This window comes from Enterobacter sp. 50588862 (assembly GCF_001462935.1).
Classification (GTDB): domain Bacteria; phylum Pseudomonadota; class Gammaproteobacteria; order Enterobacterales; family Enterobacteriaceae; genus Enterobacter; species Enterobacter bugandensis.
In genome coordinates this window covers 643,704-669,570 of the sequence record NZ_LNHM01000028.1, presented here as the reverse complement: position 1 = coordinate 669,570, position 25,867 = coordinate 643,704, and the positions used below count along the sequence as shown (strand labels likewise).

23 protein-coding genes are annotated in these 25,867 nt (G+C 56.2%); 15 read left to right on the top strand and 8 right to left on the bottom strand.

What is annotated here, in order from left to right; all coding sequences use genetic code 11:
* Window positions 1-22: 22 nt before the first annotated feature.
* Together smrA and APT89_RS16125 are read right to left on the bottom strand one after the other, a co-directional pair.
* Entirely contained in the window at window positions 23-586 is a 564-nt protein-coding gene (gene smrA / locus APT89_RS16130) for a DNA endonuclease SmrA (RefSeq protein WP_045630204.1), read from the bottom strand.
* Window positions 587-941: 355 nt separating this feature from the next.
* A complete protein-coding gene (locus tag APT89_RS16125) occupies window positions 942-1,853 on the bottom strand; it encodes a LysR family transcriptional regulator (RefSeq protein ID WP_060572950.1) in 912 nt (303 codons plus the stop codon).
* A 175-nt stretch (window positions 1,854-2,028) separates the two neighbouring features.
* On the opposite strand from APT89_RS16125, the gene APT89_RS16120 reads away from it, so the two are divergent.
* The 7 genes from APT89_RS16120 (at window position 2,029) to uspE (ending at window position 9,208) form a co-directional block, all read left to right on the top strand.
* Complete coding sequence (locus tag APT89_RS16120) at window positions 2,029-3,339, top strand: M20 family metallo-hydrolase (protein WP_060572949.1); 1,311 nt, start codon at window positions 2,029-2,031, stop codon at window positions 3,337-3,339.
* Window positions 3,339-4,784, top strand: a complete 1,446-nt coding sequence (locus APT89_RS16115; protein WP_060572946.1) for a M20 family metallopeptidase — start codon at window positions 3,339-3,341, stop codon at window positions 4,782-4,784. Before APT89_RS16120 ends, APT89_RS16115 begins: the two co-directional genes overlap by 1 nt.
* Window positions 4,785-4,830: 46 nt before the next feature.
* Window positions 4,831-6,357, top strand: a complete 1,527-nt coding sequence (abgT, locus tag APT89_RS16110; RefSeq protein ID WP_045261473.1) for a p-aminobenzoyl-glutamate transporter — start codon at window positions 4,831-4,833, stop codon at window positions 6,355-6,357.
* 10 nt (window positions 6,358-6,367) lie between these two features.
* A complete protein-coding gene (gene ogt, locus APT89_RS16105; RefSeq protein ID WP_028012946.1) occupies window positions 6,368-6,883 on the top strand; it encodes a methylated-DNA--[protein]-cysteine S-methyltransferase in 516 nt (171 codons plus the stop codon).
* A 183-nt stretch (window positions 6,884-7,066) separates the two neighbouring features.
* Window positions 7,067-7,819, top strand: a complete 753-nt coding sequence (fnr, locus tag APT89_RS16100) for a fumarate/nitrate reduction transcriptional regulator Fnr (RefSeq protein WP_006174991.1) — start codon at window positions 7,067-7,069, stop codon at window positions 7,817-7,819.
* A 176-nt stretch (window positions 7,820-7,995) separates the two neighbouring features.
* Complete coding sequence (locus APT89_RS16095) at window positions 7,996-8,148, top strand: hypothetical protein (RefSeq protein WP_223239597.1); 153 nt, start codon at window positions 7,996-7,998, stop codon at window positions 8,146-8,148.
* Between the two features lie 109 nt (window positions 8,149-8,257).
* The gene (uspE, locus tag APT89_RS16090) at window positions 8,258-9,208 is read left to right on the top strand and encodes a universal stress protein UspE (RefSeq protein ID WP_028012944.1); all 951 of its coding nucleotides are present in this window, start codon (window positions 8,258-8,260) and stop codon (window positions 9,206-9,208) included.
* Window positions 9,209-9,248: 40 nt separating this feature from the next.
* Here the strand turns inward: uspE and APT89_RS16085 are convergent, their stop codons facing one another.
* From APT89_RS16085 to pntA, 3 genes are all read right to left on the bottom strand, one after another.
* Window positions 9,249-10,358 (bottom strand): mechanosensitive ion channel family protein, encoded by a 1,110-nt coding sequence (locus APT89_RS16085; RefSeq protein WP_045261475.1) that lies wholly within the window; start codon window positions 10,356-10,358, stop codon window positions 9,249-9,251.
* A 106-nt stretch (window positions 10,359-10,464) separates the two neighbouring features.
* A complete protein-coding gene (gene pntB / locus APT89_RS16080; protein WP_013096868.1) occupies window positions 10,465-11,853 on the bottom strand; it encodes a Re/Si-specific NAD(P)(+) transhydrogenase subunit beta in 1,389 nt (462 codons plus the stop codon).
* Between the two features lie 10 nt (window positions 11,854-11,863).
* Complete coding sequence (pntA, locus tag APT89_RS16075; protein WP_047365354.1) at window positions 11,864-13,393, bottom strand: Re/Si-specific NAD(P)(+) transhydrogenase subunit alpha; 1,530 nt, start codon at window positions 13,391-13,393, stop codon at window positions 11,864-11,866.
* Between the two features lie 535 nt (window positions 13,394-13,928).
* Here pntA and ydgH point away from each other — a divergent pair.
* The 3 genes from ydgH (at window position 13,929) to folM (ending at window position 17,202) form a co-directional block, all read left to right on the top strand.
* Window positions 13,929-14,873 carry a DUF1471 family protein YdgH gene (gene ydgH / locus APT89_RS16070; protein WP_028012941.1) on the top strand — a complete coding sequence of 315 codons (945 nt, stop codon included), beginning with the start codon at window positions 13,929-13,931 and terminating at the stop codon, window positions 14,871-14,873.
* A 184-nt stretch (window positions 14,874-15,057) separates the two neighbouring features.
* Complete coding sequence (locus tag APT89_RS16065; protein ID WP_060572943.1) at window positions 15,058-16,440, top strand: amino acid permease; 1,383 nt, start codon at window positions 15,058-15,060, stop codon at window positions 16,438-16,440.
* 39 nt (window positions 16,441-16,479) lie between these two features.
* Window positions 16,480-17,202: a dihydromonapterin reductase gene (folM, locus tag APT89_RS16060; protein ID WP_041910292.1), complete on the top strand. Its 723-nt coding sequence runs from the start codon at window positions 16,480-16,482 to the stop codon at window positions 17,200-17,202.
* Here the strand turns inward: folM and APT89_RS16055 are convergent.
* Window positions 17,199-17,534: a GlpM family protein gene (locus APT89_RS16055; protein WP_014883596.1), complete on the bottom strand. Its 336-nt coding sequence runs from the start codon at window positions 17,532-17,534 to the stop codon at window positions 17,199-17,201. The genes folM and APT89_RS16055 overlap by 4 nt on opposite strands.
* 128 nt (window positions 17,535-17,662) lie before the next feature.
* Between APT89_RS16055 and rstA the strand changes: the two genes are divergently transcribed.
* The 4 genes from rstA (at window position 17,663) to tus (ending at window position 21,244) form a co-directional block, all read left to right on the top strand.
* On the top strand, window positions 17,663-18,379 hold the full coding sequence (gene rstA, locus APT89_RS16050) for a two-component system response regulator RstA (protein WP_028012938.1): 717 nt from the start codon (window positions 17,663-17,665) through the stop codon (window positions 18,377-18,379).
* 227 nt (window positions 18,380-18,606) lie between these two features.
* Entirely contained in the window at window positions 18,607-18,867 is a 261-nt protein-coding gene (locus tag APT89_RS16045) for a hypothetical protein (RefSeq protein ID WP_047365355.1), read from the top strand.
* Between the two features lie 75 nt (window positions 18,868-18,942).
* Entirely contained in the window at window positions 18,943-20,241 is a 1,299-nt protein-coding gene (gene rstB, locus APT89_RS16040) for a two-component system sensor histidine kinase RstB (RefSeq protein ID WP_047365357.1), read from the top strand.
* 73 nt (window positions 20,242-20,314) lie between these two features.
* Window positions 20,315-21,244 carry a DNA replication terminus site-binding protein gene (tus, locus tag APT89_RS16035; RefSeq protein ID WP_047365359.1) on the top strand — a complete coding sequence of 310 codons (930 nt, stop codon included), beginning with the start codon at window positions 20,315-20,317 and terminating at the stop codon, window positions 21,242-21,244.
* Here the strand turns inward: tus and fumC are convergent, their stop codons facing one another.
* Both fumC and fumA read right to left on the bottom strand, forming a co-directional pair.
* Entirely contained in the window at window positions 21,245-22,639 is a 1,395-nt protein-coding gene (gene fumC, locus APT89_RS16030; protein WP_045630195.1) for a class II fumarate hydratase, read from the bottom strand.
* A 137-nt stretch (window positions 22,640-22,776) separates the two neighbouring features.
* Window positions 22,777-24,423 (bottom strand): class I fumarate hydratase FumA, encoded by a 1,647-nt coding sequence (gene fumA / locus APT89_RS16025; protein WP_028012930.1) that lies wholly within the window; start codon window positions 24,421-24,423, stop codon window positions 22,777-22,779.
* A 199-nt stretch (window positions 24,424-24,622) separates the two neighbouring features.
* Between fumA and manA the strand changes: the two genes are divergently transcribed.
* Complete coding sequence (gene manA / locus APT89_RS16020; RefSeq protein ID WP_060572941.1) at window positions 24,623-25,798, top strand: mannose-6-phosphate isomerase; 1,176 nt, start codon at window positions 24,623-24,625, stop codon at window positions 25,796-25,798.
* Window positions 25,799-25,867 lie beyond the last annotated feature (69 nt).

The following is a 25,867-nucleotide window of genomic DNA, read 5'->3' as shown; positions in this document are numbered from 1 at the left end:
AGGCGGGCGAAGATATCGCCCGCTAACGGCTGCGCTTGGCGTGCCGTTCCCAGTTCTCCTGCTTCGCGTCGTCGGATTTTCGCAGGGAAACATAGCAAGCCCCGCTGCCGCCATGATGCGGCAGCGCCACGCAGAACGCCTGCACTTCCTCGAACTCGGTTAACCAGCGTGCCAGATAGCTACGCACCACATTAGGATGCGAATTTTGCTCGCGCCCTTTCCCGTGGATGATGATGAGGTTACGTAATCCGTCACGACTGGCCTGGCGAATAAAGGAATACAGCATCTGGCGGCAGCGTTCAGCGGGCTGACGCAACAGATTTAAGCTGGCCTGTCGGGAGTATTTACCCGAACGCAGCTTATCAATAACGCCCTGCTGGACGCCTTCGCGCTGGAACGCCAGCGGCTCGTCAAGCGGCAATAGCTCAAGGAAACCCAGGGTCAGAAAGTTGTCGAGCTGTTCGGTATCGATGTCCTGGCGAGCCCGGGTATTACGGCTTTGCTGCCAGTGGATATCGGTGCAGCGTTTCAGGGGCTGGACATCCTCCATGGCGTCAAGAAAAAGGGATTTGTCGTCAGGGTTCATGGAAATCCTCCGGCTACATCTGGGCTTGTACTATACCTGCGCCAGACAGGTGTCTCAATAACCCTTAGAAGATGAGGCACGAGATAAATATTAACCCGATGAATATATATAGTCATTATAAAATGTACTTAAACCTGACTTAACTAAAACCCCAGCAACGGTAAAATAGGTGATTTGCGTTAAATTTTTGTAAAATCAGTCATTCACCTTCCTTTCATTTTTCGGGAAAGGTGTTATAACTAAATTTACCTGCCTCATGGATATAATACCCAGGACTTGCGAAAGGACGCACTGCTGTGTGTACTATAGGGTCTGTCTGATGTCGGGCAGACTCTGTTTTTTTATTATGCGACATTCACCCTGAATCTATTTTCCTCGCCTCCCTTCTGAATTGCGTAATTAATGATTCGGCAAGCGGAGTTTGACGAGAATCCCGGCGCTGAATTAAATAATATGCGGCTTTTGGAAGCGACTCGGCAACCGGCAGAATGACCAGACGGTGCGCCAGCAGCGGGTCACAGCCTAACTCCTGCGGAAGGATACTTAAAAAATCACTTTGCGCAACAAGGCTAATGCAGGAAGAAAAGGTTTCGCACACTACGCCAATCCGCGGTATTTGCGAGCGGTGGCTAAATAGATCTTCTAATTGCTTATAATAACTTCCCCGCGGCGTTGGCATTGTCCAGTTATAATGCAGCAGATCGTTAATGGATGTTGCCCCTGTCGCCGGATGCCCTTCCCGGCAAAATACCGCAAATGGTTTTTCGAAGAGTTTTTCAAACGTAAACTCATGGTCGTAAGGCCCCTGATAATAGGTGTTGATGGTGAAGTCCAGTTCGCCCTGGCGTAATTCATTGATCATCGACACCAGCTGCCCTTCCATAATTCGCACTTTAACCTGCGGGTGCTGGGCGTGAAAACGGGTGATGACGGCGGGCATCAGGCTGCGTGACACGCTGGCCCCCATCCCGATATTGATCTGCCCGGCCAGATCCCCCTGCCGCTGGCGAATGTCATCCTGCGCCGCACGCAGCTCTTCCAGAATCAGCCTGGCGCGCTGGTAAAACCCTTCCCCGCACTCGGTCAGCGCAACGCCTTTACTCCGGCGAATAAAAAGCTGCGCCGCCATGCCCTCCTCCAGCTCTTTGATGGATTTGGTCAGCGCCGGCTGCGAGAGATTCAGCGTCCGGCTGGCACCGCGAATGCTGCCCTGACGCGCCACTTCAACAAACGCCCGGATTTGATGAAATTTAATCTGAAATGACATAGCCCAACCGATAACCGTTGTTTATCAGAGTAAAGAAACTGTCATCTACTTTAATGGAAAGGGATGTGCGAGGGTAATTCCTGAACGGTTAAAACTGTGAAAAAACGGTTAGTGATAAGTAAAAACTATCACAGCGTGAAGCAGTTCACATTTTTTAATGATGACAGGAACAGATATGGACACACTGGCGCAGTACATCCAGACATTAGCCCCCCAGCTGATCGCATGGCGTCGCGATTTTCACCATTTTGCGGAATCCGGCTGGGTAGAGTTCCGTACCGCCGCAAAGGTTGCGGAAATCCTTGACTCCCTGGGCTACGAACTGGCGATGGGTCGCGACGTGATCGATGCCGAAAGCCGTATGGGGCTGCCCGATGACGCCACCCTTTCGCGAGAGTTTGCCCGTGCGCGGTCACAGGGGGCGCCTGAGAAATGGCTGGCACCGTTTGAAGGCGGATTTACCGGCATTGTGGCGACCCTGAATACCGGACGACCGGGCCCGACGCTGGCGTTTCGCGTCGACATGGATGCCCTTGATTTAAGCGAAGCGCTCGACGACAGCCATCGCCCGTTCCGCGACGGTTTTGCCTCCAGCAACGCGGGAATGATGCACGCCTGCGCGCACGACGGCCACACCACCATTGGCCTGGGGCTGGCAAAGGTGCTTAAGCAGAACGAAGCGCAGCTCAACGGTACCGTCAAGCTGATCTTCCAGCCTGCCGAGGAAGGCACCCGCGGCGCGCGCGCCATGGTCGCCGCCGGGGCGCTGGACGGCGTGGACTATTTTACCGCCATCCATATTGGTACCGGCGTCCCCGCCGGAACGGCGATCTGCGGCAGCGATAACTTTATGGCAACCACCAAGTTCGACGTGAACTTTACCGGCGTTGCCGCACACGCGGGCGGCAAACCGGAGGATGGACGTAACGCCCTGCTTGCCGCCGCGCAGGCCGCCCTCGCCCTGCACAGCATCGCCCCGCACAGCGAAGGCGCTTCCCGCGTCAACGTCGGCGTGATGCAGGCGGGTAGCGGCCGCAACGTGGTGCCCGCAAATGCACTGATTAAGGTTGAAACCCGCGGCGAAAGCGAAGCAATAAACCAGTATGTCTTTGAACGCGCGCAGGCTGTCATTACCGGCGCGGCCGCGCTCTATGGCGTGAGCGCGGAGATGCGCCTGATGGGGGCCGCCACCTCCAGCGCACCGACGCCGGCCTGGGTTGATTACCTGCGTGAACAGGCGAGCCAGGTATCGGGAATTGTGCACGCAATCGATAAGGTGAAAGCGCCAGCAGGCTCTGAAGACGCCACGCTGATGATGGCCCGCGTGCAGCAGAACGGCGGCATGGCGTCGTATATGGTGTTCGGCACGGATTTGAGCGCCGGACATCACAACGAAAAATTCGACTTCGATGAGCAGGTCATGGCTGTCGCCATTGAAACGCTGGCGCGAACTGCGCTCAATTTCCCGTGGACGCGAGGTGTGTAATGCAGGAGAACTACGCTTTTATTGCCGATGCCATCGACACGCGATGTCAGACGCTAACCGATATTGCCGATGCAATTTGGGATCATCCCGAAACCCGCTTTGAAGAGGTCTGGTCCTCCAGACGGCTCGCTGACGAGCTGGAAGCCGAGGGCTTTACGCTGACCCGCGAGGCTGGCGGTATCCCAAATGCCTTTATTGCCAGCTTCGGCAGCGGAAAACCGGTTATCGCTCTGCTGGGCGAGTATGACGCACTGGCCGGGCTAAGCCAGCAGGCGCACTGCGCGACGGCGCAATCCGCCACGCCGGGGGAAAACGGCCACGGCTGCGGGCATAACCTGCTGGGCACCGCAGCGCTTGCGGGCGCGGTGGCGGTAAAAAGCTGGCTGGAGCAGCACGGCGGCAGCGGAACGGTGCGTTTTTACGGCTGTCCCGGTGAGGAAGGCGGCTCCGGGAAAACATTTATGGTACGTGAAGGTCTGTTTGATGACGTTGATGCCGCTGTCACCTGGCACCCGGAGGCCTTTGCCGGGATGTTTAACGTCAGCACGCTCGCCAACATTCAGGCGGCCTGGCGTTTTCACGGCGTGGCGGCGCATGCGGCCAACTCGCCCCATTTAGGGCGCAGCGCGCTGGACGCCGTGACGCTGATGACCACCGGCACCAACTTCCTTAACGAGCACATCATAGAGAAAGCGCGCGTCCATTACGCCATCACCGACACCGGCGGGATTTCGCCCAACGTGGTGCAGGCGCAGGCTGAAGTGCTGTACCTGATCCGCGCCCCGGAGATGGCCGACGCGCAGCAGATCTACGAACGCATCGAGAAAATTGCCCAGGGCGCGGCGATGATGACCGAAACCACCGTGGAATGCCGCTTTGATAAAGCCTGCTCCAGCTATCTGCCGAACCGCACGCTTGAGGCGGCGATGTATCGCGCCCTGCAGCACTACGGCACGCCGGAGTGGACCGATGAAGAGCGCGACTTTGCCCGCGAAATCCGCGCCACGCTGACGCCAAACGATCTGCAGAACAGCCTGAAAAACATTGCCGCCACGGGGGGAGAAGCAGGCAAAGCCTTTGCCCGCCGCCATCAGGAGACGCTGCTGGTGGATGAAGTCGCGCCCTATGCCATCACCGATAACGTGCTGGCGGGTTCAACGGACGTGGGTGACGTCAGCTGGAAAATGCCGGTCGCCCAGTGCTTCAGCCCCTGCTTTACCGTCGGCACGCCGCTGCACACCTGGCAACTGGTGGCGCAGGGACGAACCTCCATCGCCCATAAAGGCATGCTGCTGGCCGGGAAAGTGATGGGCGCAACCGCACTCAATCTGCTGCAGGATGCAGACCTGCTGAAAACATGCCGTGAAGAGTTCGAACAACAAATAGAAGAAAAACCGTACGCGTGTCCGATCCCACCGGGCGTGACACCGTCACCTTTAAAATAAAAAAACACAACACAACACAACAACACAACACTCCCGAGGAACGCCCATGAGTATGTCATCCATACCTTCGCATTCCCCATCCGGTAAGCTCTATGGCTGGGTTGAAAGGATCGGCAATAAAGTGCCGCACCCTTTCCTGCTGTTTATCTATCTGATTGTGATTTTGATGGTTGCCACGGCCGTGCTATCGGCCTTTGACGTCAGCGTGCGCAGCCCGGCAGACGGCAGCCTGGTGGCGGTGAAAAACCTGCTCAGCGTTGACGGGCTGCACTGGTTTTTACCGAACGTGATCAAAAACTTCAGCGGTTTCGCTCCGCTGGGGGCCATTCTGGCGCTGGTGCTGGGTGCCGGGCTGGCTGAACGCGTGGGCTTGTTACCCGCGCTGATGGTAAAAATGGCGTCCCACGTCAGCGCGCGCTATGCCAGCTACATGGTGCTGTTTATTGCCTTCTTCAGCCACATTTCATCCGATGCCGCGTTGGTGATTATGCCGCCGATGGGGGCGCTGATCTTCCTCGCCGTCGGGCGCCATCCCGTGGCGGGTCTGCTGTCGGCCATTGCGGGCGTGGGCTGCGGCTTTACCGCCAACCTGCTGATCGTCACCACCGACGTGCTGCTCTCGGGCATCAGCACGGAGGCGGCGAAAACCATTGATGCGGCCATGCACGTCAGCGTGATCGACAACTGGTACTTTATGGCCAGCTCGGTGATTGTCCTGACGATTGTCGGCGGGCTGATTACCGATAAGATCGTCGAACCGCGTCTGGGCAAATGGGAAGGCCGTAGCGATGAAAAGCTGGAGACGCTGAGCAAAGAGCAGCGCTTCGGCCTGCGCGTGGCCGGGCTGGTCTCGCTGGCGTTTATCGCGCTGGTGGCGCTGATGGTGGTGCCGGAAAACGGCATACTGCGCGATCCGGTTAAGCATACCGTCCTGCCGTCGCCGTTTATTCAGGGCATCGTGCCGCTGATTATTCTCTTCTTCTTTGTCGTTTCGCTCGCCTACGGTATCGCTACCGGCAAAATCCGCCGTCAGGGCGATCTGCCGCAGCTGATGATCGAGCCGATGAAAGAGATGGCGGGCTTTATCGTGATGGTATTCCCGCTGGCGCAGTTTGTGGCGATGTTTAACTGGAGCAACATGGGCAAGTTTATGGCCGTGGGCCTGACCGACGCGCTGGAGGCTGCCGGATTAAGCGGCGTACCGGCGTTTGTCGGGCTGGCGCTGCTGTCATCCCTGCTGTGCATGTTTATTGCCAGCGGCTCCGCCATCTGGTCAATTCTGGCGCCGATCTTCGTGCCGATGTTTATGATGCTCGGGTTCCACCCGGCGTTTGCCCAGATCCTGTTCCGCATCGCGGACTCCTCGGTGATCCCGCTGGCGCCCGTCTCACCTTTCGTTCCGCTGTTTTTAGGTTTCCTGCAGCGCTATAAGCCCGAGGCCAGACTGGGTACCTACTATTCGCTGGTTTTACCCTACCCGCTTATCTTTTTAGGGGTATGGCTGGTGATGCTGGTGGCATGGTATCTTGTCGGCCTGCCAATTGGGCCGGGGATATACCCTAGGCTAAATTAAAGGATTGAAAATGCTGAGATTACTCGAAGATAAAATTGCGACGCCGCTCGGGCCGCTGTGGGTGATCGCGGACGAGCAGTTCTGCCTGCGCGCCGTTGAGTGGGAAGAGCACAGCGACCGCATGGAGGAACTGCTTGATATTCATTACCGCGCACAAGGTTATGAACGCATCAGCGCCACCAACCCGGGCGGGCTGAGCGACAAGCTGGCGGCGTATTTTGAAGGCGATCTCAGCATCATTGACACTCTGCCAACCGCCACGGCAGGTACCCCTTTTCAGCGCGAAGTGTGGCAGGCGCTGCGGTCGATTCCGTGCGGGCAGGTCATGCATTACGGCCAGCTCGCGGAGCAGCTAGGCCGCGCAGGCGCCGCACGCGCGGTGGGTGCCGCCAATGGCTCTAATCCGGTCAGCATTGTGGTGCCCTGCCATCGGGTCATTGGCCGTAACGGCACCATGACCGGCTATGCCGGCGGCGTGCAGCGCAAGGAGTGGTTACTGCGTCACGAAGGGTATCTCTTGCTGTAGATCCCAGGCTTTTTGTGCTTAATTTTCTATCGGTTAGGCTAAAAATCCATAATCAAGCTGTGGAATTTCAAGAAGATGGCAACACGTTGCCGTCTCTTGGCCTTATTGAGGGTTTGTCAGGCTTACGTACTTACCAAAAAGATGTTAAAATTGACCAATATCAATTAAGGCTTGAGCAAACCTATGATCCCGGAAAAGCGAATTATACGACGCATTCAGTCTGGCGGTTGTGCTATCCATTGCCAGGATTGCAGCATCAGCCAGCTCTGTATCCCGTTTACCCTGAATGAGCATGAACTCGATCAGCTTGATAATATCATCGAGCGCAAAAAGCCGATTCAGAAAGGGCAGACGCTGTTTAAAGCGGGAGACGAACTGAAATCGCTCTATGCTATCCGCTCTGGCACCATCAAGAGCTACACCATCACCGAACAGGGTGACGAGCAGATCACCGGCTTCCACCTGGCAGGCGATCTGGTGGGCTTTGATGCCATCGGCACTGGTCACCACCCGAGCTTTGCTCAGGCACTCGAAACCTCAATGGTTTGCGAAATTCCGTTTGAAACCCTGGACGATCTGTCCGGTAAGATGCCTAACCTGCGTCAGCAGATGATGCGTCTGATGAGCGGTGAGATCAAAGGCGATCAGGACATGATTCTGCTGCTTTCTAAAAAGAACGCAGAAGAGCGCCTGGCCGCGTTTATCTACAATCTCTCCCGCCGCTTCGCCGAGCGCGGTTTCTCGCCGCGTGAGTTCCGTCTGACCATGACCCGTGGCGATATCGGTAACTACCTGGGCCTGACCGTTGAAACCATCAGCCGTCTGCTGGGTCGTTTCCAGAAGAGCGGAATGCTGGCCGTTAAGGGTAAATACATCACTATCGAAAACGGCGAAGCGCTGGCCGTTCTTGCCGGACACGCCCGCAACGTGGCGTAACTCTCCGCCTGCTGATAACCAGACTGATAAATTCACGTGATTTATTGGTCTGGTATCATCGCTTCCGCTTTAAGACATTTTCACCGTAGCACGTCCCCACACAGCGCCTGAAAGGTTGTCGTTGAGGTTATGAATTGAGAGAAAGTTTGTTTTTCGTTTCAGTCGTGATCGCCTCAGTGACCTTTATATTCATCTGGATCATGCTTATTGGTCCGATGAAGGGGGAGGAAAAAACCTACGTTCAGGATTCCACGACCTTTGCGATAGCGGTGATGGTGCTGCTGTTCATTGCGTTTATCGCGGTGACATCCACCGTGCTTTTCCTCTGATAAATTTTCATGAATTATTGATCTGGCAAAAGCTCCCCTCTGTTTCATTCAGGATATATAGGTTACTCTTTTAATTACAGACTGTGGTGACAGTAGTAAGGAGACCTGTATGGCCAAGTATCAAAACATGCTGGTAGCTATCGATCCGAATCAGGACGATCAGCCGGCATTACGACGTGCTGTGTATTTACATCAACGGATTGGTGGCAAAATCAAAGCGTTTTTGCCGATCTATGACTTCTCGTATGAGATGACCACCCTTCTGTCGCCTGACGAGCGCACCGCTATGCGTCAGGGCGTCATCAGCCAGCGTACCGCGTGGATCCGTGAACAGGCGAAGTATTACCTGGAAGCGGGAGTGCCTATTGATATTAAAGTGGTCTGGCATAACCGACCTTTTGAGGCCATTATCCAGGAAGTGGTTGCCGGTGGGCACGACCTGCTGCTGAAGATGGCGCACCAGCACGACAAGCTGGAGTCCGTAATCTTCACTCCGACCGACTGGCATTTGTTGCGGAAATGCCCTTGCCCGGTCTGGATGGTGAAAGACCAGCCGTGGCCTGAAGGCGGGAAAGCCGTTGTGGCGGTGAATCTCGCGAGCGAAGAGGATTATCACAATTCGCTCAACGAGAAGCTGGTGAAGGAGACCATCCAGCTTGCCGATCAGGTTAACCATACCGAAGTGCATCTGGTGGGCGCCTATCCGGTTACCCCGATCAATATCGCCATTGAGCTGCCGGAATTTGACCCTAGCGTCTATAACGACGCGATCCGCGGTCAGCACCTGCTGGCGATGAAAGCGCTGCGCCAGAAGTTCAGCATTGACGAGAACATGACGCACGTGGAAAAAGGGCTGCCTGAAGAGGTGATCCCGGATTTAGCCGAACATCTGCAGGCCGGGATTGTGGTGCTGGGCACCATTGGCCGGACCGGTATCTCTGCTGCCTTCCTCGGCAATACCGCCGAACAGGTGATCGACCATCTGCGCTGCGACCTGCTGGTCATCAAGCCGGATGAGTATCAGACGCCGATTGAGCTGGACGACCCGGAAGACGATTGACGTAAACATCAAAGCCCGCCGCTCCGGCGGGCTTTTCTCATCAGCTCTCCATTACCGGCTTCGGCTGTTCACCTGACTCATCCTGCATCCACGGCGCGTGCAATACCATGCTGGGCAGCGCCAGCTTAATCTCCTGGGCGTTCAGCCCTTCAAGAATACGGATATTGATCTCCTGCTGGATGTCCATGTATTTGTTGTAATCCGCGGTATTAACGATATGGACGACTTCGAACGTCAGGCGGTCGCGGTCAAATCCCAGAAAATGGGCACGATCGAATTTTGTCTCGCCGACATCGGTAATGATCTGCCTGACCATATCCCCCACGTAGCGCAACTTATCGGGCGGCGTGTCGCTGGCAACGCCAAAGGTAAAGACGATGCGACGCGTCTGCATGCGTTTGTAGTTGTGAAGCGTCTGCTGAAGCAAAATGGCGTTACCGCAGACGATCTGCTCCCCGCTCAGGCTGCGGATGCGGGTCGTTTTCAGGCCAATGTGCTCTACCGTCCCCGCCACGTCGTTGAACACCACAAAATCGCCAATTTCAAACGGCTTATCAAAGCCGATAGAGAGCGAGGCAAACACATCGCTGAGGATCGTTTGTACGGCGAGGGCGATGGCAATACCCCCTACCCCAAGGCTGGCAACCAGAGCAGTGATGTTGACGCCCGCGTTAGCAAGGATAGACAGCAGCATCACTGACCAGACGATGGCACGGAGAATAAGCCCCGTGATCACCAGCGTGACCGGGTTTTTATGGCTTCCGGGCGCCAGCATGACGTGACGAAGCCACGACACCACCCCCTGATCCATCCACAGCGCCACCTGGATGGCGAAAACCAGAAACCAGGCGTGGCTCACGGTGCCAAAGAGATGATCCGGCAAGTCAACGAAACGCAGGCTGAAGAGCAGCGCCACCACAAACAGCAGGAATCGGCTGGTGCGGTTAAGCATATCGGTCAGGATAAAACGCATCCGGTTGGTGGTCGGGTGCTTATCGCCCCAGGTGGTGATGCCTTTCTTAACGAATGCGATCAGGCGCGTTAGCAGCCAGTACACCAGCAGCGTCACAAAGACAACCGTGGCGGCGCCTATCCAGAATGTCGGCGTCATCATCAGCGCGATGATGTCGAAGCGGGACAGAAATTGCATTACACCTCCTCGTATTACACAAAGGGTAAAGTATAGACAGAGGAGAAACGCTGGCCGCAGAAATAGGAAAACCGCCCCGAAAGGCGGTTTGTCAGGGTGAAGCGAATTACAGCGCTTTCAGAATCGCATCCACGCTGGCTTTGGCGTCGCCAAACAGCATATGGGTATTCTCTTTGAAGAACAGCGGGTTCTGCACGCCAGCATAGCCGGTGTTCATCGAGCGTTTGAAGACAATGACGTTCTGCGCCTTCCACACTTCCAAAACCGGCATCCCGGCGATTGGGCTACGCGGATCGTCCTGTGCCGCCGGGTTAACGGTGTCGTTAGCACCAATAACCAGCACGGTGTCGGTGTCGGCGAAATCATCATTGATCTCGTCCATCTCCAGCACGATGTCGTATGGCACCTTCGCTTCCGCCAGCAGTACGTTCATGTGGCCCGGCAGACGTCCGGCCACAGGGTGAATACCAAAGCGAACTTTGATACCGCGCGCGCGCAGCTTCTCGGTGATTTCCGCCACCGGATACTGCGCCTGCGCCACCGCCATACCGTAGCCTGGGGTGATGATCACAGAATGCGAGTTTTTCAGCATTTCCGCGGTGTCTTCCGCGCTGATCTCACGGTGTTCACCCACTTCTTCGTCAGAGCCGGTAGAAGAACCGTCAGAACCGAAGCCACCGGCGATAACGCTGATGAACGAACGGTTCATCGCCTTACACATGATGTAAGACAGGATGGCACCGGAAGAACCGACCAGCGCACCGGTGACGATCAGCAGGTCGTTGCTCAGCATAAAGCCCGCAGCCGCCGCTGCCCAACCGGAGTAGGAGTTCAGCATCGAGACAACCACCGGCATATCCGCACCGCCGATGGACGCCACCAGATGCCAGCCAAACGCCAGCGCGATGATGGTCATCACCAGCAACGCCAGTACCTGCAGGCCCACGCTTTCGGTACGCACGAAGACCACCAGGAGCACAAACGACACCACCAGCGCCGCCAGGTTCAGCTTGTGACGGTTAGGCAGCATCAGCGGTTTAGAAGAGATCTTACCGCGCAGCTTGCCGAACGCCACGATAGAACCGGTGAAGGTTACTGCACCGATGAAGATACCGAGGAACACTTCGGTCAGATGAATGTTGACCAGAATCGGCTCCATGCCCGGTTCGTGATACAGGTAGCTGTTGAAGCCCACCAGCACCGCTGCCAGGCCCACGAAGCTGTGCAGAATCGCCACCAGCTCCGGCATCTCGGTCATTTCCACGCGCTTCGCCAGGCGAATACCAATCGCGCCGCCGATGATCATCGCCACCAGGATCCACGCCACGTTGCCGGTATCCGGCCCGAAGATGGTGGCAATCAGCGCAATCGCCATCCCGGCGATACCAAAGTTATTTCCCTGCTGAGACGTTTCGTGTTTGGAAAGCCCCGCCAGACTGAAAATAAACAGGATTGCAGCAACAATGTATGCGGCTGTCACTAATCCTCCAGACATATGCTACCCCTTAGCCTTTACGAAACATTTTCAGCATGCGCTGAGTCACGGTGAAGCCACCGAAAATATTGATACTGGCGATCAGCACCGCGATAAAGCTCAGGAAGCTGATCCAGCCGCCGTGTCCAATCTGCAGCAACGCCCCTACCACGATGATCCCGGAGATAGCGTTGGTCACCGACATCAGCGGCGTATGCAGCGCATGGGAGACGTTCCACACCACGTAGTAACCCACAACGCACGAGAGTGCGAAGACGGTAAAGTGGCCGAGGAACTCTTTCGGCGCGACGTCAGCCAGCCAGCCGAACAGAATAATGACCAGCGCCATGATGGCGTATTTGCGCCACGGAGAAGCCGGTTTTGCCGGTTCTTTTGGCTCGGGTGCCGCTTTTGGCGCAGCCTGGGGCTGGGCTGAAACCTGAATAGGCGGCGCAGGCCAGGTAATTTCACCTTCGCGAACGACGGTGACGCCGCGCACCACCACATCGTCAAAATCGACGGTGATGTTGCCGTCTTTCTCTTTGCAGAGCAGCTTCAGCAGGTTAACGAGGTTGGTGCCGTACAGCTGAGACGACTGGGTTGGCAGGCGGCCAGGCAGGTCGGTATAGCCGATCACCTTCACGCCGTTCGCGGTCGTGGTCACCTGATTGGCAACGGTATACTCGCAGTTACCGCCGTTTTGCGCCGCCAGGTCGACAATCACGCTGCCCGGCTTCATGGAGTCGACCATCTCGCGGGTGATCAGCTTCGGCGCCGGTTTACCCGGAATAAGCGCGGTGGTAACAATAATGTCGACGTCTTTCGCCTGCGCGGCGAAGAGTTCCATTTCGGCTTTGATAAAGGCTTCGGACATCACCTTCGCGTAACCATCACCGCTGCCCGCTTCTTCCTTAAAGTCCAGCTCAAGGAATTCGGCCCCCATGCTCTGAACCTGTTCCTTCACTTCGGGACGGGTGTCGAACGCGCGCACGATAGCGCCCAGGCTGTTTGCCGCACCAATTGCGGCAAGACCCGCCACGCCCGCGCCAATCACCATCACTTTCGCCGGTGGGACTTTCCCCGCCGCGGTGATCTGGCCGGTAAAGAAGCGTCCAAATTCGTGGGCTGCTTCAACAATGGCGCGGTAGCCGGCAATGTTTGCCATGGAGCTCAGCGCATCCAGCGACTGTGCGCGCGAAATACGCGGCACAGAGTCCATCGCCATCACGGTCACGCCACGGGCCGCCAGCTTCTCCATCAGTTCAGGATTTTGTGCAGGCCAGACGAAGCTCACCAGCGTGGTGCCTGGATTCAGCAGCGCAATCTCACTCTCTTCCGGCGCGTTGACCTTCAGAATCACGGGCGACTGCCAAACTTCAGCACTGTCCACCACTTCCGCGCCAGCCTGAATAAAGGCTTCGTCATCGAAACTCGCCAGCTTGCCTGCGCCGCTTTCAACCGCGACGGTAAAACCCAGCTTAAGCAGTTGCTCCACCGTTTTCGGTGTTGCCGCTACGCGGGTTTCATTGGCTAACCGTTCTTTTGGTACCCCAATACGCATAGTTTTCCCTTCCATCGGTTTTTGATGATGGTTTGTCGATAAATGCCCGCGGTTTGTATCAATTTTCGCCAGCATGATAGCGACGAGAAATGAGTAACCCCGCAAAATAAAACAGTAACAAACTGTCTATAACCTACTGAAAATAGCGCTTGTGATCTACCGCCAGAAAACACTATTTCTTACTTTATCTGTGAAAAATAAGCGATCGGCGTCACTGACAGTGATATTTACCTTAAATTCATCGCCAGAACCGATAAATCGCGCAAGCGAAACGGTAAAAACATGATATAGCGCCATAAGAGAACAAGTTATTAACATTAAATTAACTTGTAAAAGTCATATGCTTTATCAGTTTTGCTTGTCAAACGCCTGTTTTTTCAACATATCACTAAATGTTATCGAATTCGGTAATTGAGTGAGCACAGGCAGTGAAAAATGGCGCAGACAGCGACGGGTTTTAAATGCCATAATCGGGGCCGTCTCAAATAAACAACAATACCAGTGCATGGTTTGCGCAAGGCGAAGGATTATTTTTATGAAGCTTAAGAACACACTCCTGGCGTCCGCACTTCTCTGTGCGACCGCCCTGTCTGCGAATGCCGCAACAGAGTTAACGCCAGAGCAAGCGGCAGCGTTAAAACCTTTTGACCATACGGTCATTGTGGGTCGTTATAATTCTATTGGCGATGCCGTCGCCGCCGCATCAAAAGCCGCGGATAAAAACGGGGCGGCCTCGTTTTACGTAGTTGACCAGTCCGATTACGGCAACAGCGGTAACCAGCGCGTGACCATTGCGCTGTATAAAGATAATGCACCAAAGGCTGACGCGCCGAAAAATCGCGTGATCAACGGTATCGTTGAGCTGCCGAAAGATCAGGCCATTGAGCTGGAACCTTACGACACCGTTACCGTTCAGGGCTTCTATCGCAGCCAGCCAGAAGTGAACGATGCCATCACCAAAGCCGCGAAAGAGAAAGGTGCCTACTCTTTCTATATCGTGCGTCAGGTGGATGCTAACCAGGGCGGCAACCAGCGCATTACCGCATTCATCTACAAAGAAGATGCGAAAAAACGCGTTCTGCAGAGCCCGGATGCCATCCCTGCGGATTCTGAAGCGGGTCGCGCGGCGATAGCCAAAGGCGGCGAAGAAGCGAAGAAAGTTGAAATTCCGGGCGTAGCGACCTCTGCGGCGCCAAGCGCTGAAGTGGGCCGTTTCTTTGAAACGCAGTCCACGAAAGGTGGCCGTTACTCCGTGACGCTGCCGGACGGCACCAAAATTGAAGAGCTGAACAAAGCCACTGCCGCGCAGATGGTGCCGTTCGACAGCATCAAGTTTACCGGCAACTACGGCAATATGACGGAAGTCTCTTATCAGGTCGCGAAGCGTGCGGCGAAGAAAGGGGCGAAGTATTACCACATCACCCGCCAGTGGCAGGAACGTGGTAACAACGTGACCATCAGCGCCGATCTGTACAAGTAACAAAACCGTTGAAGAAAGGCGGCGCAATGCCGCCTTTTTTGTTACTTTTTTTGAAAATCTGCCACACATCATTGCATGCTTTCGTTACACTCCGTAAAATCCCGCGCCTTAGTGTGATCCACCATTTTTATGCGCCTTAGCGAAATAATTATTCTGGATTGGGACTTTTCATAACAGGAAGCCAATGGAAAAGAAACTTGGCCTGAGTGCTTTAACTGCACTTGTATTGAGCTCAATGCTGGGCGCGGGCGTATTCAGTTTACCGCAGAACATGGCGGCCGTCGCAAGCCCTGCCGCCCTGCTCATTGGCTGGGGCATTACCGGTGTCGGGATAATGCTGCTGGCGTTTGCCATGCTGTTGCTGACGCGCATTCGCCCGGATCTGGACGGCGGCATTTTCACCTATGCACGTGAAGGTTTCGGCGAGCTGATCGGCTTCTGTTCCGCCTGGGGCTACTGGCTGTGCGCGGTCATCGCCAACGTCTCTTATCTGGTGATTGTCTTCTCGGCGCTCAGTTTCTTTACCGATACCCCTGAGCTGCGCCTGTTTGGCGACGGTAATACCTGGCAGTCTATCGTCGGCGCCTCGGTGCTGCTGTGGATTGTTCACTGGCTGATTTTGCGCGGTGTCCAGACCGCCGCCAGCATCAACCTGGTGGCAACGCTGGCGAAGCTGGTGCCGCTTGGCCTGTTTATCGTGCTGGCCTTTATCGCGTTTCGTCTCGACGTGTTTTCGCTTGATTTCAGCGGCATTGCGCTGGGCGTTCCGGTCTGGGAGCAGGTGAAAAACACGATGCTGATTACCCTGTGGGTATTTATCGGCGTTGAGGGTGCCGTCGTGGTTTCTGCCCGCGCGCGTAATAAGCGCGATGTGGGACGCGCCACGCTGCTGGCCGTCCTGGCAGCGCTGGGCGTGTATCTGCTGGTGACCCTGCTGTCGCTGGGCGTGGTGGCGCGTCCTGAACTGGCCGAAATGCGTAACCCGTCCATGGCAGGCCTGATGGTGAAAATGCTCGGCCCGTGGGGCGACGTGGTGATTGCCGCAGGGCTGATCGTCTCCGTCTGCGGCGCTTATCTGAGCTGGACCATCATGGCGGCTGAAGTGCCGTTTCTGGCCGCTACGCACAAGGCGTTTCCCCGCCTGTTTGCTCGTCAAAACCAAAATAATGCGCCATCAGCCTCACTCTGGCTGACCAACATCAGCGTTCAGGTCTGTCTGGTGCTGATCTGGCTCACAGGTTCAGACTATAACACCCTGCTGACCATCGCCTCGGAGATGATTCTGGTACCCTATTTCTTAGTGGGTGCGTATTTGTTAAAAATCGCCACGCGTCCGGCGCACTATGTTGTGGGCGTAGGGGCCTGTATTTACGGCCTGTGGTTGTTGTATGCTTCCGGGCCGATGCATCTGCTGCTGTCGGTTGTGCTGTATGCGCCGGGTCTGCTGGTGTTTATCTATGCCCGCCGCACGCATCAGCTGGAGAACGCGCTGAAACGCCGTGAAATGGCCTTAATCGGGCTGTTACTGGTTGCTGCCGTACCGGCAACCTGGATGTTAATGGGATAGCACTGTCTTTCCCATTGTTGAACTGTAAAGGAGAATACGATGGGAAATGCACCGCTTCGCCCAATACTGATCACCGGTGGAGGCCGCCGTATCGGCCTCGCCCTCGCCCATCACTTTCTCAACCTTCGCCATCCGGTCATTGTCAGCTACCGTACGGAATACCCGTCGATTGAGGGGCTGCGCAAAGCCGGAGCGATCTGCATTCAGGCTGATTTTTCCACCGACGAAGGCATTCTGGCCTTTGCCGAACAGGTTAAATCCACCGCGACGGGGTTGCGCGCCGTGATCCATAACGCCAGCGCATGGTGTGCCGAGAAGCCCGGCACGTCCCTCAGCGATACGCTCTCCGCCATGCTGCAGATCCACGTTAACGCCCCTTATCTGCTTAACCACGCGCTGCAGGATCTGCTGCGCGGCCACGGGCATGCGGCGGGCGACATTATTCACTTTACCGATTATGTGGTGGAGCGCGGCAGCGACAAGCATATCGCCTACGCGGCCAGCAAAGCCGCGCTGGATAACATGACGCGCTCCTTTGCCCGCAAGCTCGCGCCCGAGGTAAAGGTGAACGCCATCGCCCCGGCGATGATTTTGTTTAACGAACACGATGATGCGGAATACCGCCAGCAGGCGCTGAATAAGTCGCTGATGAAAATTGCCCCAGGCGAGAAAGAGGTGATCGACCTTGTAGATTATCTGCTCACCAGCTGCTACGTCACCGGCAGAACCTTTGCCGTGGACGGCGGTCGCCCGCTGCGCTAGTGAAAGCGGCTCCAGAAGAAGATTAACACCCAGGCGCTGAGCCCCCAGCAGACCACTGCCCCGCCCAGCGCCAGGGGAAGCCGCAGAAAACCGGTGAAATACCACAGGGAAAGCAGGTAGAGAAAGTACGGAATGATTGACCACATGCCAAACACGATGGTCGTGCGTAGCGCTTCCGTACCCCGCTCAGAGGCCACAATATAGTGGGCAATCAGCGCAAAGGTCGGGAATAGCGGGATCAGCCCGGCAATATAATAGTTTTTGGTTTTTGCCAGAATGCCAATCAGTAACACCACCAGCGCCCCCAGCGCGGCTTTGATAACCAGCCCCATATTTTTTCCTATAACAATCAAATAACAAGAAACGTCAGAATAACGGAAGCGGCGTTAATTTTGAAAGATTAATGGAAGGTTAAGGTTCCGCGGTGTATTTTGGCTTTTTTCACGAAAACAGACGCTGTATGAATAAGATTGTATATGTTGAAGACGAACCCGAAGTCGGGCAATTGATCGCCGCCTATCTGGGTAAACATGATATGGACGTCATTGTCGAGCCTCGCGGCGATCGTGCCGAAGAGGTGGTCGTCCGTGAAAACCCGGATTTAGTGCTGCTGGACATCATGCTGCCAGGCAAAGACGGCATGACGCTCTGCCGGGACCTGCGCGCCCGCTGGGACGGTCCTATCGTTCTGCTTACCTCACTGGACAGCGATATGAACCATATTCTGTCGCTGGAGATGGGCGCCAATGATTACATTCTGAAAACCACACCGCCTGCCGTCCTGCTGGCCCGCCTGCGCCTGCATTTGCGCCAGCACGCCAGCATCGAACGCGAAGCGCCCGCGCCGTCCCTGACGCCGCACAAAGCGTTGCGCTTCGGTACGCTGTCTATTGACCCGGTTAACCGCCAGGTCCTGCTTTCCGGCGAGCTTATCGCCCTTTCTACCGCAGACTTTGACCTGCTGTGGGAGCTGGCCACGCATGCCGGGCAAATCATGGACCGCGACGCGCTGCTGAAAAACCTCCGTGGCGTGAGCTATGACGGTATGGATCGCAGCGTTGATGTGGCGATTTCGCGATTACGCAAAAAACTGCAGGATAACGCCACCGAGCCCTACCGCATTAAAACCGTGCGTAACAAGGGTTATCTGTTTGCCCCACACGCCTGGGAAACCTGATAAAAGATAACATGCGCGAAATGAAGGCATCAGGCGTCTAAGCCCTTTCTTTCGCGCGTTAATTTTCACGTTTGCGCAACAGTTAACTTGATAAGCGCGCGAACTTATCCATAATTATTATTCACACGTTATCTCCTTTAAGTCGCGCCGGGCCGGCTATAAGCCCACACCTTTTCAGCACATTCTCTCCCATGAAATCTTGAAATGAGGATTTAAGCCTATGAGATATGTATAGCTACTCTGAAGTAGAAGCCATTAAAACCAATCTTGAATGGATAGTTAATCAGGCAGCAGCTAGCCATGCCTCACCCTCACGTGCCGATCAAAAAGCGCTCATTGACCTCCTTGAACTCATCCAGTTTTACGAAATACTCCTGGATTTGATTAACGAATTTGGGACTGCCGTGATCGATCCGCACATTGCGGAAGGTCTGGCCATAACGGAAACACTCATCGGCAGGGTAAAAAACAGCGCGAATGCCATGTAACGCGCTTCACAGACATGAAAATATCGATGGGATTTCATGTATATTCTGCACAAAGCGTTTCTTCGGTGAGATCCAATGAAAAAGCTGTTTGTGCAGTTTTATCTTTTACTGTTTGTCTGCTTCCTGGTGATGACCATGCTGGTCGGCCTGGTTTATAAATTCACCGCCGAACGTGCGGGCCGGCAGTCGCTGGACGATCTGATGAAAAGCTCGCTCTATTTGATGCGCAGCGAGCTAAGAGAGATCCCGCCACACGACTGGGCGAAAACCCTGAAAGAGCTGGATCTCAATCTGTCATTCGATTTACGCATTGAGCCGTTAAAAGATTTTGAGCTGGATCCGCCCGCCATGCAGCGTCTGCGCGACGGTGACATCGTCGCGCTGGATGAGAAATACACGTTTATCCAGCGCATTCCGCGCAGCCATTATGTGCTGGCCGTCGGGCCGGTGCCCTATCTCTATTATCTGCACCAGATGCGCCTGCTGGACATGGCGCTGATGGCCTTTATCGCCATTTCGCTCGCATTTCCGGTCTTTATCTGGATGCGGCCCCACTGGCAGGACATGCTGAAGCTGGAATCTGCCGCGCAGCGTTTTGGCGAGGGGCATTTTACCGAACGCATTCACTTCGACAGCGGTTCCAGCTTCGAGCGTCTGGGCGTGGCCTTTAACCAGATGGCCGATAACATCAACGCCCTGATCGCCAGTAAGAAGCAGCTGATCGACGGAATTGCGCACGAGCTGCGCACGCCGCTGGTTCGCCTGCGCTACCGTCTGGAGATGAGCGAGAATCTGACCGAGGCAGAGAATCAGGCGCTTAACCGCGACATTGGCCAGCTTGAAGCGCTGATTGAGGAGCTGCTGACCTACGCGCGTCTCGACCGCCCGCAAAACGAGCTGAACCTCACCACGCCGGATCTGCCCGCCTGGCTGCAAACCCACATTGATGACGTTCAGAGCGTAAACCCGCAGCGCACGCTGTTGACGCGCGTCACGCCGGGTGACTACGGCGCGCTCGATATGCGCCTGATGGAGCGCGTGCTGGACAACCTGATGAACAACGCCATGCGCTACAGCGAAAGTACGCTCCAGATTGCCCTGGATTTGCAGGGCAACCGGGCCAGCCTGACGGTGGAGGACGACGGACCGGGAATTTCCCCCGAAGCGCGAGAAACCGTGTTTGAACCGTTTGTCCGCCTCGATCCCAGCCGCGATCGCGCCACCGGCGGATGCGGCCTGGGGCTGGCGATTGTCCACTCTATCGCGCAGGCGATGGGCGGCACGGTACACTGCGAGGAGAGCGAGCTCGGCGGCGCGCGCTTCTGCTTTAGCTGGCCGGTGTACCATAACATCGCCCTTCCCGTCCCTGCCTGACCTCAACCGCACGCTGGCCTGACCCGGCGTGCTGTGCTATATGATAAGTATGTTGTAACTAATGAGAATGTTTATGGCGAACTACGATCTCATCGAACGGCTTAACGGCACGTTTCGGGAAATAGAACACGAACTCCTGACCCTGACCGAGCGTTTGCAGGCCTGTCGCCTGCTGGCCGCGCGCGTCTTTACCCTGCCGGAAGTGGCTAAGGGAGCCGAGCACGATCCGCTGGACACCATCGAGGTCGAACAGCACATCGGCAGCGCGGCCCTTGAGCTGGCGCTAAAACACTATCGTCGCCTGTTTATCCAGCAGCAGTCAGAAAACCGCAGCAGCAAGGCCGCCGTGCGCCTGCCGGGGGTCATCTGCCTGCAAACCGATGCGACAGCGCGCGAAGCGCTGGAAAGCCAGATTGCGCATATCAACACCCTGAAAGCGGCCTTTGAAAAGATCATCACCGAAGAGTCCGGCCTCGCCCCTGCCGCGCGGTTTGAGTGGGTGCACCGCCAGCTTCCGGGGCTGATTACCCTGAATGCCTATCGGACGCTGACGGTACTGCGTCACCCCGCTACGCTGCGCTTCGGCTGGGCGAATAAGCACGTCATTAAAAACTTCACCCGGGATGAGATTCTGGCCCAGCTGGAAAAAAGCCTGAAGACGCCGCGCACCGTCGCGCCATGGTCGCGGGAGCAGTGGATTGAGCGCCTGGAGCAGGAGTACCACAGCATCGCCTCGCTGCCAGCGGATGCGCGCCTGAAGATAAAGCGCCCGGTGAAGGTGCAGCCTATCGCTCGCGTCTGGTATTCCGGTCAGCAAAAGCAGGTGCAATATGCCTGCCCGACGCCTCTGATTGCGCTTTACGATGCCGATCAGGGCGCGGTGGTACCCGATATCGGGGAACTGCTGAATTACGATGCTGACAATGTTCAGCACCGTTACAGACCTCAGGCGCAGCCGCTACAGCTGATTATTCCTCGGCTGCACCTGTACGTGGCGGGATGATTATTTCAGGCTGCCGACCATCGCTTCCGGGCGAACCCAGGCGTCAAACTCCGCCTCCGTGAGATAGCCCAGCGCCAATGCGGAGGCTTTCAGCGTCAGCCCCTCTTTATGCGCTTTTTTGGCGATCTCGGCGGCCCTGTCATAGCCAATATGGGTATTGAGCGCGGTGACCAGCATCAGAGATTCATTGAGCAGCTGGCTGATGCGTTCGCGATTGGGCTCAATCCCCACCGCGCAATGCTCGTTAAAGCTCTCCATCCCGTCCGCCAGCAGACGAACAGATTGCAGCACGTTGTGGATCACCATCGGGCGATAGACGTTCAGCTCGAAGTTGCCGGACGCACCGCCCATGTTGACGGCCACGTCGTTGCCCATCACCTGGCAGCAGAGCATGGTCATGGCTTCGCACTGGGTCGGGTTCACTTTACCCGGCATGATGGAGCTGCCCGGCTCGTTTTCCGGGATGCTGATTTCACCGATGCCGCAGCGCGGGCCCGAGGCCAGCCAGCGCACGTCGTTAGCAATTTTCATCAGCGAGGCCGCCAGCCCCTTCAGCGCGCCATGGGTGTGGACCAGCGCATCGCAGGTCGCCAGCGCTTCGAACTTATTGGGCGCCGTGACGAACGGCTGTCCGGTGATGGCAGCAAGCTCCTCCGCCACGCGCACCGCGTATTCTGGATGGGTGTTCAACCCGGTACCGACCGCCGTCCCACCGAGCGCCAGCTCCGCCAGGTGCGGCAGGCTGTTCTCGATATGCTTCAGGTTGTGTTCCAGCATCGCCACCCAGCCGGAAATCTCCTGGCCGAGCGTCAAAGGCGTGGCGTCCTGCAGGTGCGTACGGCCAATCTTGACGATGTCGCGGAAGGCCTGCGCTTTCTCGTTAAGCGTGGATTTAAGCACGTTGAGCTGCGGGATAAGCTGCTCGCGAATGGCGATTACCGCCGCCACGTGCATCGCCGTCGGGAAGACGTCGTTAGAGCTCTGGCTTTTGTTGACGTCATCGTTCGGGTGGACCTTACGTTCCATGCCGCGCACGCCGCCCAGCAGCTCGCTCGCCCGGTTCGCCAGCACTTCGTTCATGTTCATGTTGCTCTGGGTACCGGAACCGGTCTGCCAGATAGCGAGGGGAAATTCGTCAGGATGCTTGCCCGCCAGCACTTCGTCTGCGGCGTTGATAATGGCGGTGGCTTTATCGGTGTCCAGCAGGCCCAAATCCTGGTTCACTTTCGCGGCGGCGCGTTTGGTCAGCGCCAGCGCCTGAATCAGCGAGACAGGCATTTTTTCGGTCGAAATACGGAAGTGCTCCAGCGAACGCTGGGTTTGCGCGCCCCATAGCTTGTCGGCCGGGACGTCGATGGCGCCCATCGAGTCTTTCTCATGGCGTACCGTGGTCATTACTTTCTCCTTGATAACAAAAGAGGGATTGCTCACATGCTTAAGGGATAAGTATTGATGACTTCTGAGAAACGGTATGGCGCTTTGTGCGCTCTTTTTGATGTCGGGTGGCGGCTGCGCCACCCGTTTTTTTCAATTTACTTCACGCATGCCGAACACTGGGACGACTGGATCTGCTTGAAGAAGTCGTTGCCTTTGTCATCCACCAGGATAAACGCCGGGAAGTCTTCCACTTCGATTTTCCAGATCGCTTCCATACCCAGCTCCGGGTATTCCACGCACTCCAGGCTCTTGATGCTGCCCTGCGCCAGTACCGCCGCCGGGCCGCCGATGCTGCCGAGGTAGAAGCCGCCGTGCTTGTGGCACGCGTCCGTCACCTGCTGGCTGCGGTTGCCTTTAGCGAGCATGATCATGCTGCCGCCGTTGGCCTGCAGCTGATCAACGTACGAGTCCATACGCCCTGCAGTGGTTGGGCCTAACGAGCCGGAGGCATAGCCTTCAGGCGTTTTCGCCGGGCCCGCGTAGTAGATCGGGTGATCTTTAATGTACTGCGGCAGCCCTTCGCCGTTGTCCAGACGCTCTTTCAGCTTCGCGTGCGCAATGTCGCGGCCCACGATGATCGTGCCGTTCAGCGACAGGCGGGTCGAGACCGGATACTGAGACAGCTGCGCCAGAATCTCTTTCATCGGACGGTTCAGGTCAACGCGAACCGCTTCCCCCTCACCCGCTTTGCGCAGCGCTTCCGGAATATATTTACCCGGGTTGTTTTCCAGTTTTTCGATCCACACGCCTTCGCGGTTGATCTTGGCCTTGATGTTGCGATCCGCAGAGCAGGAGACGCCCATCCCGACCGGACAGGATGCACCGTGACGCGGAAGACGGATCACGCGCACGTCGTGGGCGAAGTACTTACCGCCAAACTGCGCCCCGAGCCCCAGATTACGCGCCTCTTCCAGCAGCTCCTGCTCAAGCTGCACGTCGCGGAACGCCTGACCGTGCTCGTTACCTTCAGTAGGCAGGCCGTCGTAGTATTTGGTCGAGGCCAGCTTGACGGTCTTCAGCGTGCTTTCAGCTGAGGTTCCGCCAATCACGAAGGCGATATGGTACGGCGGGCACGCCGCGGTGCCGAGGGTACGCATCTTCTCAACCAGGTAATTTTTCAGCTTGCCCGGAGTGAGCAGCGCTTTGGTTTCCTGGTAGAGATAGGTTTTGTTGGCTGAACCGCCGCCTTTGGCGATGCAGAGGAATTTGTACTCGTCACCGTCAACGCTGTAGAGGTCAATCTGTGCAGGCAGGTTAGTGCCGGTGTTGACCTCTTTGTACATATCCAGCGCCGCGTTTTGCGAGTAGCGCAGGTTGTCTTCGGTGTAGGTGTTGTAGACGCCGTGAGCCAGCGCCGCTTCGTCACCGCCGCCGGTCCAGACGCGCTGGCCTTTTTTACCGACGATGATCGCCGTGCCGGTGTCCTGGCAGGTGGGCAGAATGCCTTTCGCCGCGATATCGGAGTTACGCAGGAACTGCAGGGCAACGTACTTGTCGTTTTCGCTGGCTTCCGGGTCGCTCAGAATATCGGCAACCTGCTGCTGATGCGCGGGGCGGAGCATAAAGGAGGCATCGTGGAAAGCGTGCTGCGCCAGCAGCGTCAGCGCCTGCGGATCCACCTTGAGGATCTCTTGTCCTTCAAACTCAGAGACGGAGACGTGATCGCGGGTTAACAGGTAATACTCGGTCTGATCCTTACTGAGGGGGAAAGGATCCTGATAATGGAAGGGTTTATTCGACATTGTTCTCTCACTTACTGCTTCGGTCTGTTTATTCAGGGCAGATGTTCCGCTGCCCGGCTTAAAAGCGAGTCAGCTTATCCTACACAATTTTTTAACAAAAACTGAGACTAGTACGACTTTTTACATCCACAGGTTACTTCCACGTAGTTTATTGCTTTAATACCCGGAGTTAATTCCACATTTGAATCAGGGCTTGATAATGCAAAAACTCATTAACTCAGTGCAAAACTACGCCTGGGGAAGTAAAACTGCGTTAACGGATCTCTACGGTATCGCGAACCCGAACAACCTGCCGATGGCGGAACTATGGATGGGGGCGCACCCGAAGAGCAGCTCAAAAATTGAAGACGCCAGCGGCCAGGTACGCAGCCTGCGTGACGTGATTGATGCCGATAAAGCCGCACTGCTGGGCGACAAGGTGGCTCAACGCTTTGGCGAACTGCCGTTCCTGTTTAAGGTGCTGTGCGCCGACCAGCCGCTCTCCATCCAGGTTCACCCGAACAAAAAAGCGTCTGAAATCGGCTTTGCCAAAGAGAACGCGGCGGGCATCCCGCTGGACGCCGCCGAGCGTAACTACAAAGATCCTAACCACAAGCCGGAGCTGGTTTTTGCGCTGACGCCGTTCCTGGCGATGAACGCGTTCCGCGAGTTTTCAGAGATTATCTCCCTGCTGCAGCCGGTCGCGGGTGCCAACAAGGCTATTGCCCACTTCCTTGAAAACCCAAACGCGGACGCGCTCAGCCAGCTGTTTGCCAGCCTGCTGAATATGCAGGGTGAAGAGAAATCTCACGCGCTGGCGGTGCTGAAAGCGGCCCTGAACAGCCAGCAAGGGGAACCGTGGGAGACCATCCGCCTGATTTCCGAGTTTTACCCTGACGACAGCGGCCTGTTCTCCCCTCTGCTGCTGAACGTGGTGAAGCTGAACCCGGGCGAAGCGATGTTCCTGTTCGCGGAAACCCCGCACGCCTACCTGCAGGGCGTAGCGCTGGAGGTGATGGCCAACTCTGACAACGTGCTGCGCGCGGGCCTGACGCCGAAATATATCGACATCCCTGAGCTGGTTGCCAACGTGAAGTTTGTGGCGAAGCCTGCCGCGGAGCTGCTGACTCAGCCGGTGAAAAACGGCGCAGAGCTGGACTTCCCGATTCCGGTTGAGGATTTTGCGTTCTCCCTGCACGACCTCAATCAGACGGAAACGACAATCGCACAGGAGAGCGCGGCGATCCTGTTCTGCGTCGAGGGCGAAGCAACGCTGCGCAAAGGCGAGCAACGTCTGGTTCTCCAGCCTGGCGAGTCAGCATTCGTTGCAGCCAATGAGTCCCCGGTCAGCGTGAGAGGCACCGGTCGCCTGGCGCGCGTTTTTAATAAGCTTTAAGCACTTACTGAATTTTTTAACAACTCTTGCTAAGCTAGTTGAAGGCTTAATATCTCCGGGCGGTTTTTA

Coding starts and splice junctions, on each gene's coding strand:
- fumC (WP_045630195.1), bottom strand. CDS start 22,639: ATGACCACGGTACGCCATGAGAAAGACTCGATGGGCGCCATCGACGTC.
- manA (WP_060572941.1), top strand. CDS start 24,623: ATGCAAAAACTCATTAACTCAGTGCAAAACTACGCCTGGGGAAGTAAA.
- APT89_RS16065 (WP_060572943.1), top strand. CDS start 15,058: ATGGAAAAGAAACTTGGCCTGAGTGCTTTAACTGCACTTGTATTGAGC.
- folM (WP_041910292.1), top strand. CDS start 16,480: ATGGGAAATGCACCGCTTCGCCCAATACTGATCACCGGTGGAGGCCGC.
- APT89_RS16085 (WP_045261475.1), bottom strand. CDS start 10,358: ATGCAATTTCTGTCCCGCTTCGACATCATCGCGCTGATGATGACGCCG.
- APT89_RS16115 (WP_060572946.1), top strand. CDS start 3,339: ATGCAGGAGAACTACGCTTTTATTGCCGATGCCATCGACACGCGATGT.
- rstA (WP_028012938.1), top strand. CDS start 17,663: ATGAATAAGATTGTATATGTTGAAGACGAACCCGAAGTCGGGCAATTG.
- fumA (WP_028012930.1), bottom strand. CDS start 24,423: ATGTCGAATAAACCCTTCCATTATCAGGATCCTTTCCCCCTCAGTAAG.
- APT89_RS16045 (WP_047365355.1), top strand. CDS start 18,607: ATGTATAGCTACTCTGAAGTAGAAGCCATTAAAACCAATCTTGAATGG.
- ogt (WP_028012946.1), top strand. CDS start 6,368: ATGCTGAGATTACTCGAAGATAAAATTGCGACGCCGCTCGGGCCGCTG.
- APT89_RS16125 (WP_060572950.1), bottom strand. CDS start 1,853: ATGTCATTTCAGATTAAATTTCATCAAATCCGGGCGTTTGTTGAAGTG.
- uspE (WP_028012944.1), top strand. CDS start 8,258: ATGGCCAAGTATCAAAACATGCTGGTAGCTATCGATCCGAATCAGGAC.
- APT89_RS16055 (WP_014883596.1), bottom strand. CDS start 17,534: ATGGGGCTGGTTATCAAAGCCGCGCTGGGGGCGCTGGTGGTGTTACTG.
- pntA (WP_047365354.1), bottom strand. CDS start 13,393: ATGCGTATTGGGGTACCAAAAGAACGGTTAGCCAATGAAACCCGCGTA.
- APT89_RS16120 (WP_060572949.1), top strand. CDS start 2,029: ATGGACACACTGGCGCAGTACATCCAGACATTAGCCCCCCAGCTGATC.
- ydgH (WP_028012941.1), top strand. CDS start 13,929: ATGAAGCTTAAGAACACACTCCTGGCGTCCGCACTTCTCTGTGCGACC.
- smrA (WP_045630204.1), bottom strand. CDS start 586: ATGAACCCTGACGACAAATCCCTTTTTCTTGACGCCATGGAGGATGTC.
- tus (WP_047365359.1), top strand. CDS start 20,315: ATGGCGAACTACGATCTCATCGAACGGCTTAACGGCACGTTTCGGGAA.
- rstB (WP_047365357.1), top strand. CDS start 18,943: ATGAAAAAGCTGTTTGTGCAGTTTTATCTTTTACTGTTTGTCTGCTTC.
- abgT (WP_045261473.1), top strand. CDS start 4,831: ATGAGTATGTCATCCATACCTTCGCATTCCCCATCCGGTAAGCTCTAT.
- pntB (WP_013096868.1), bottom strand. CDS start 11,853: ATGTCTGGAGGATTAGTGACAGCCGCATACATTGTTGCTGCAATCCTG.
- fnr (WP_006174991.1), top strand. CDS start 7,067: ATGATCCCGGAAAAGCGAATTATACGACGCATTCAGTCTGGCGGTTGT.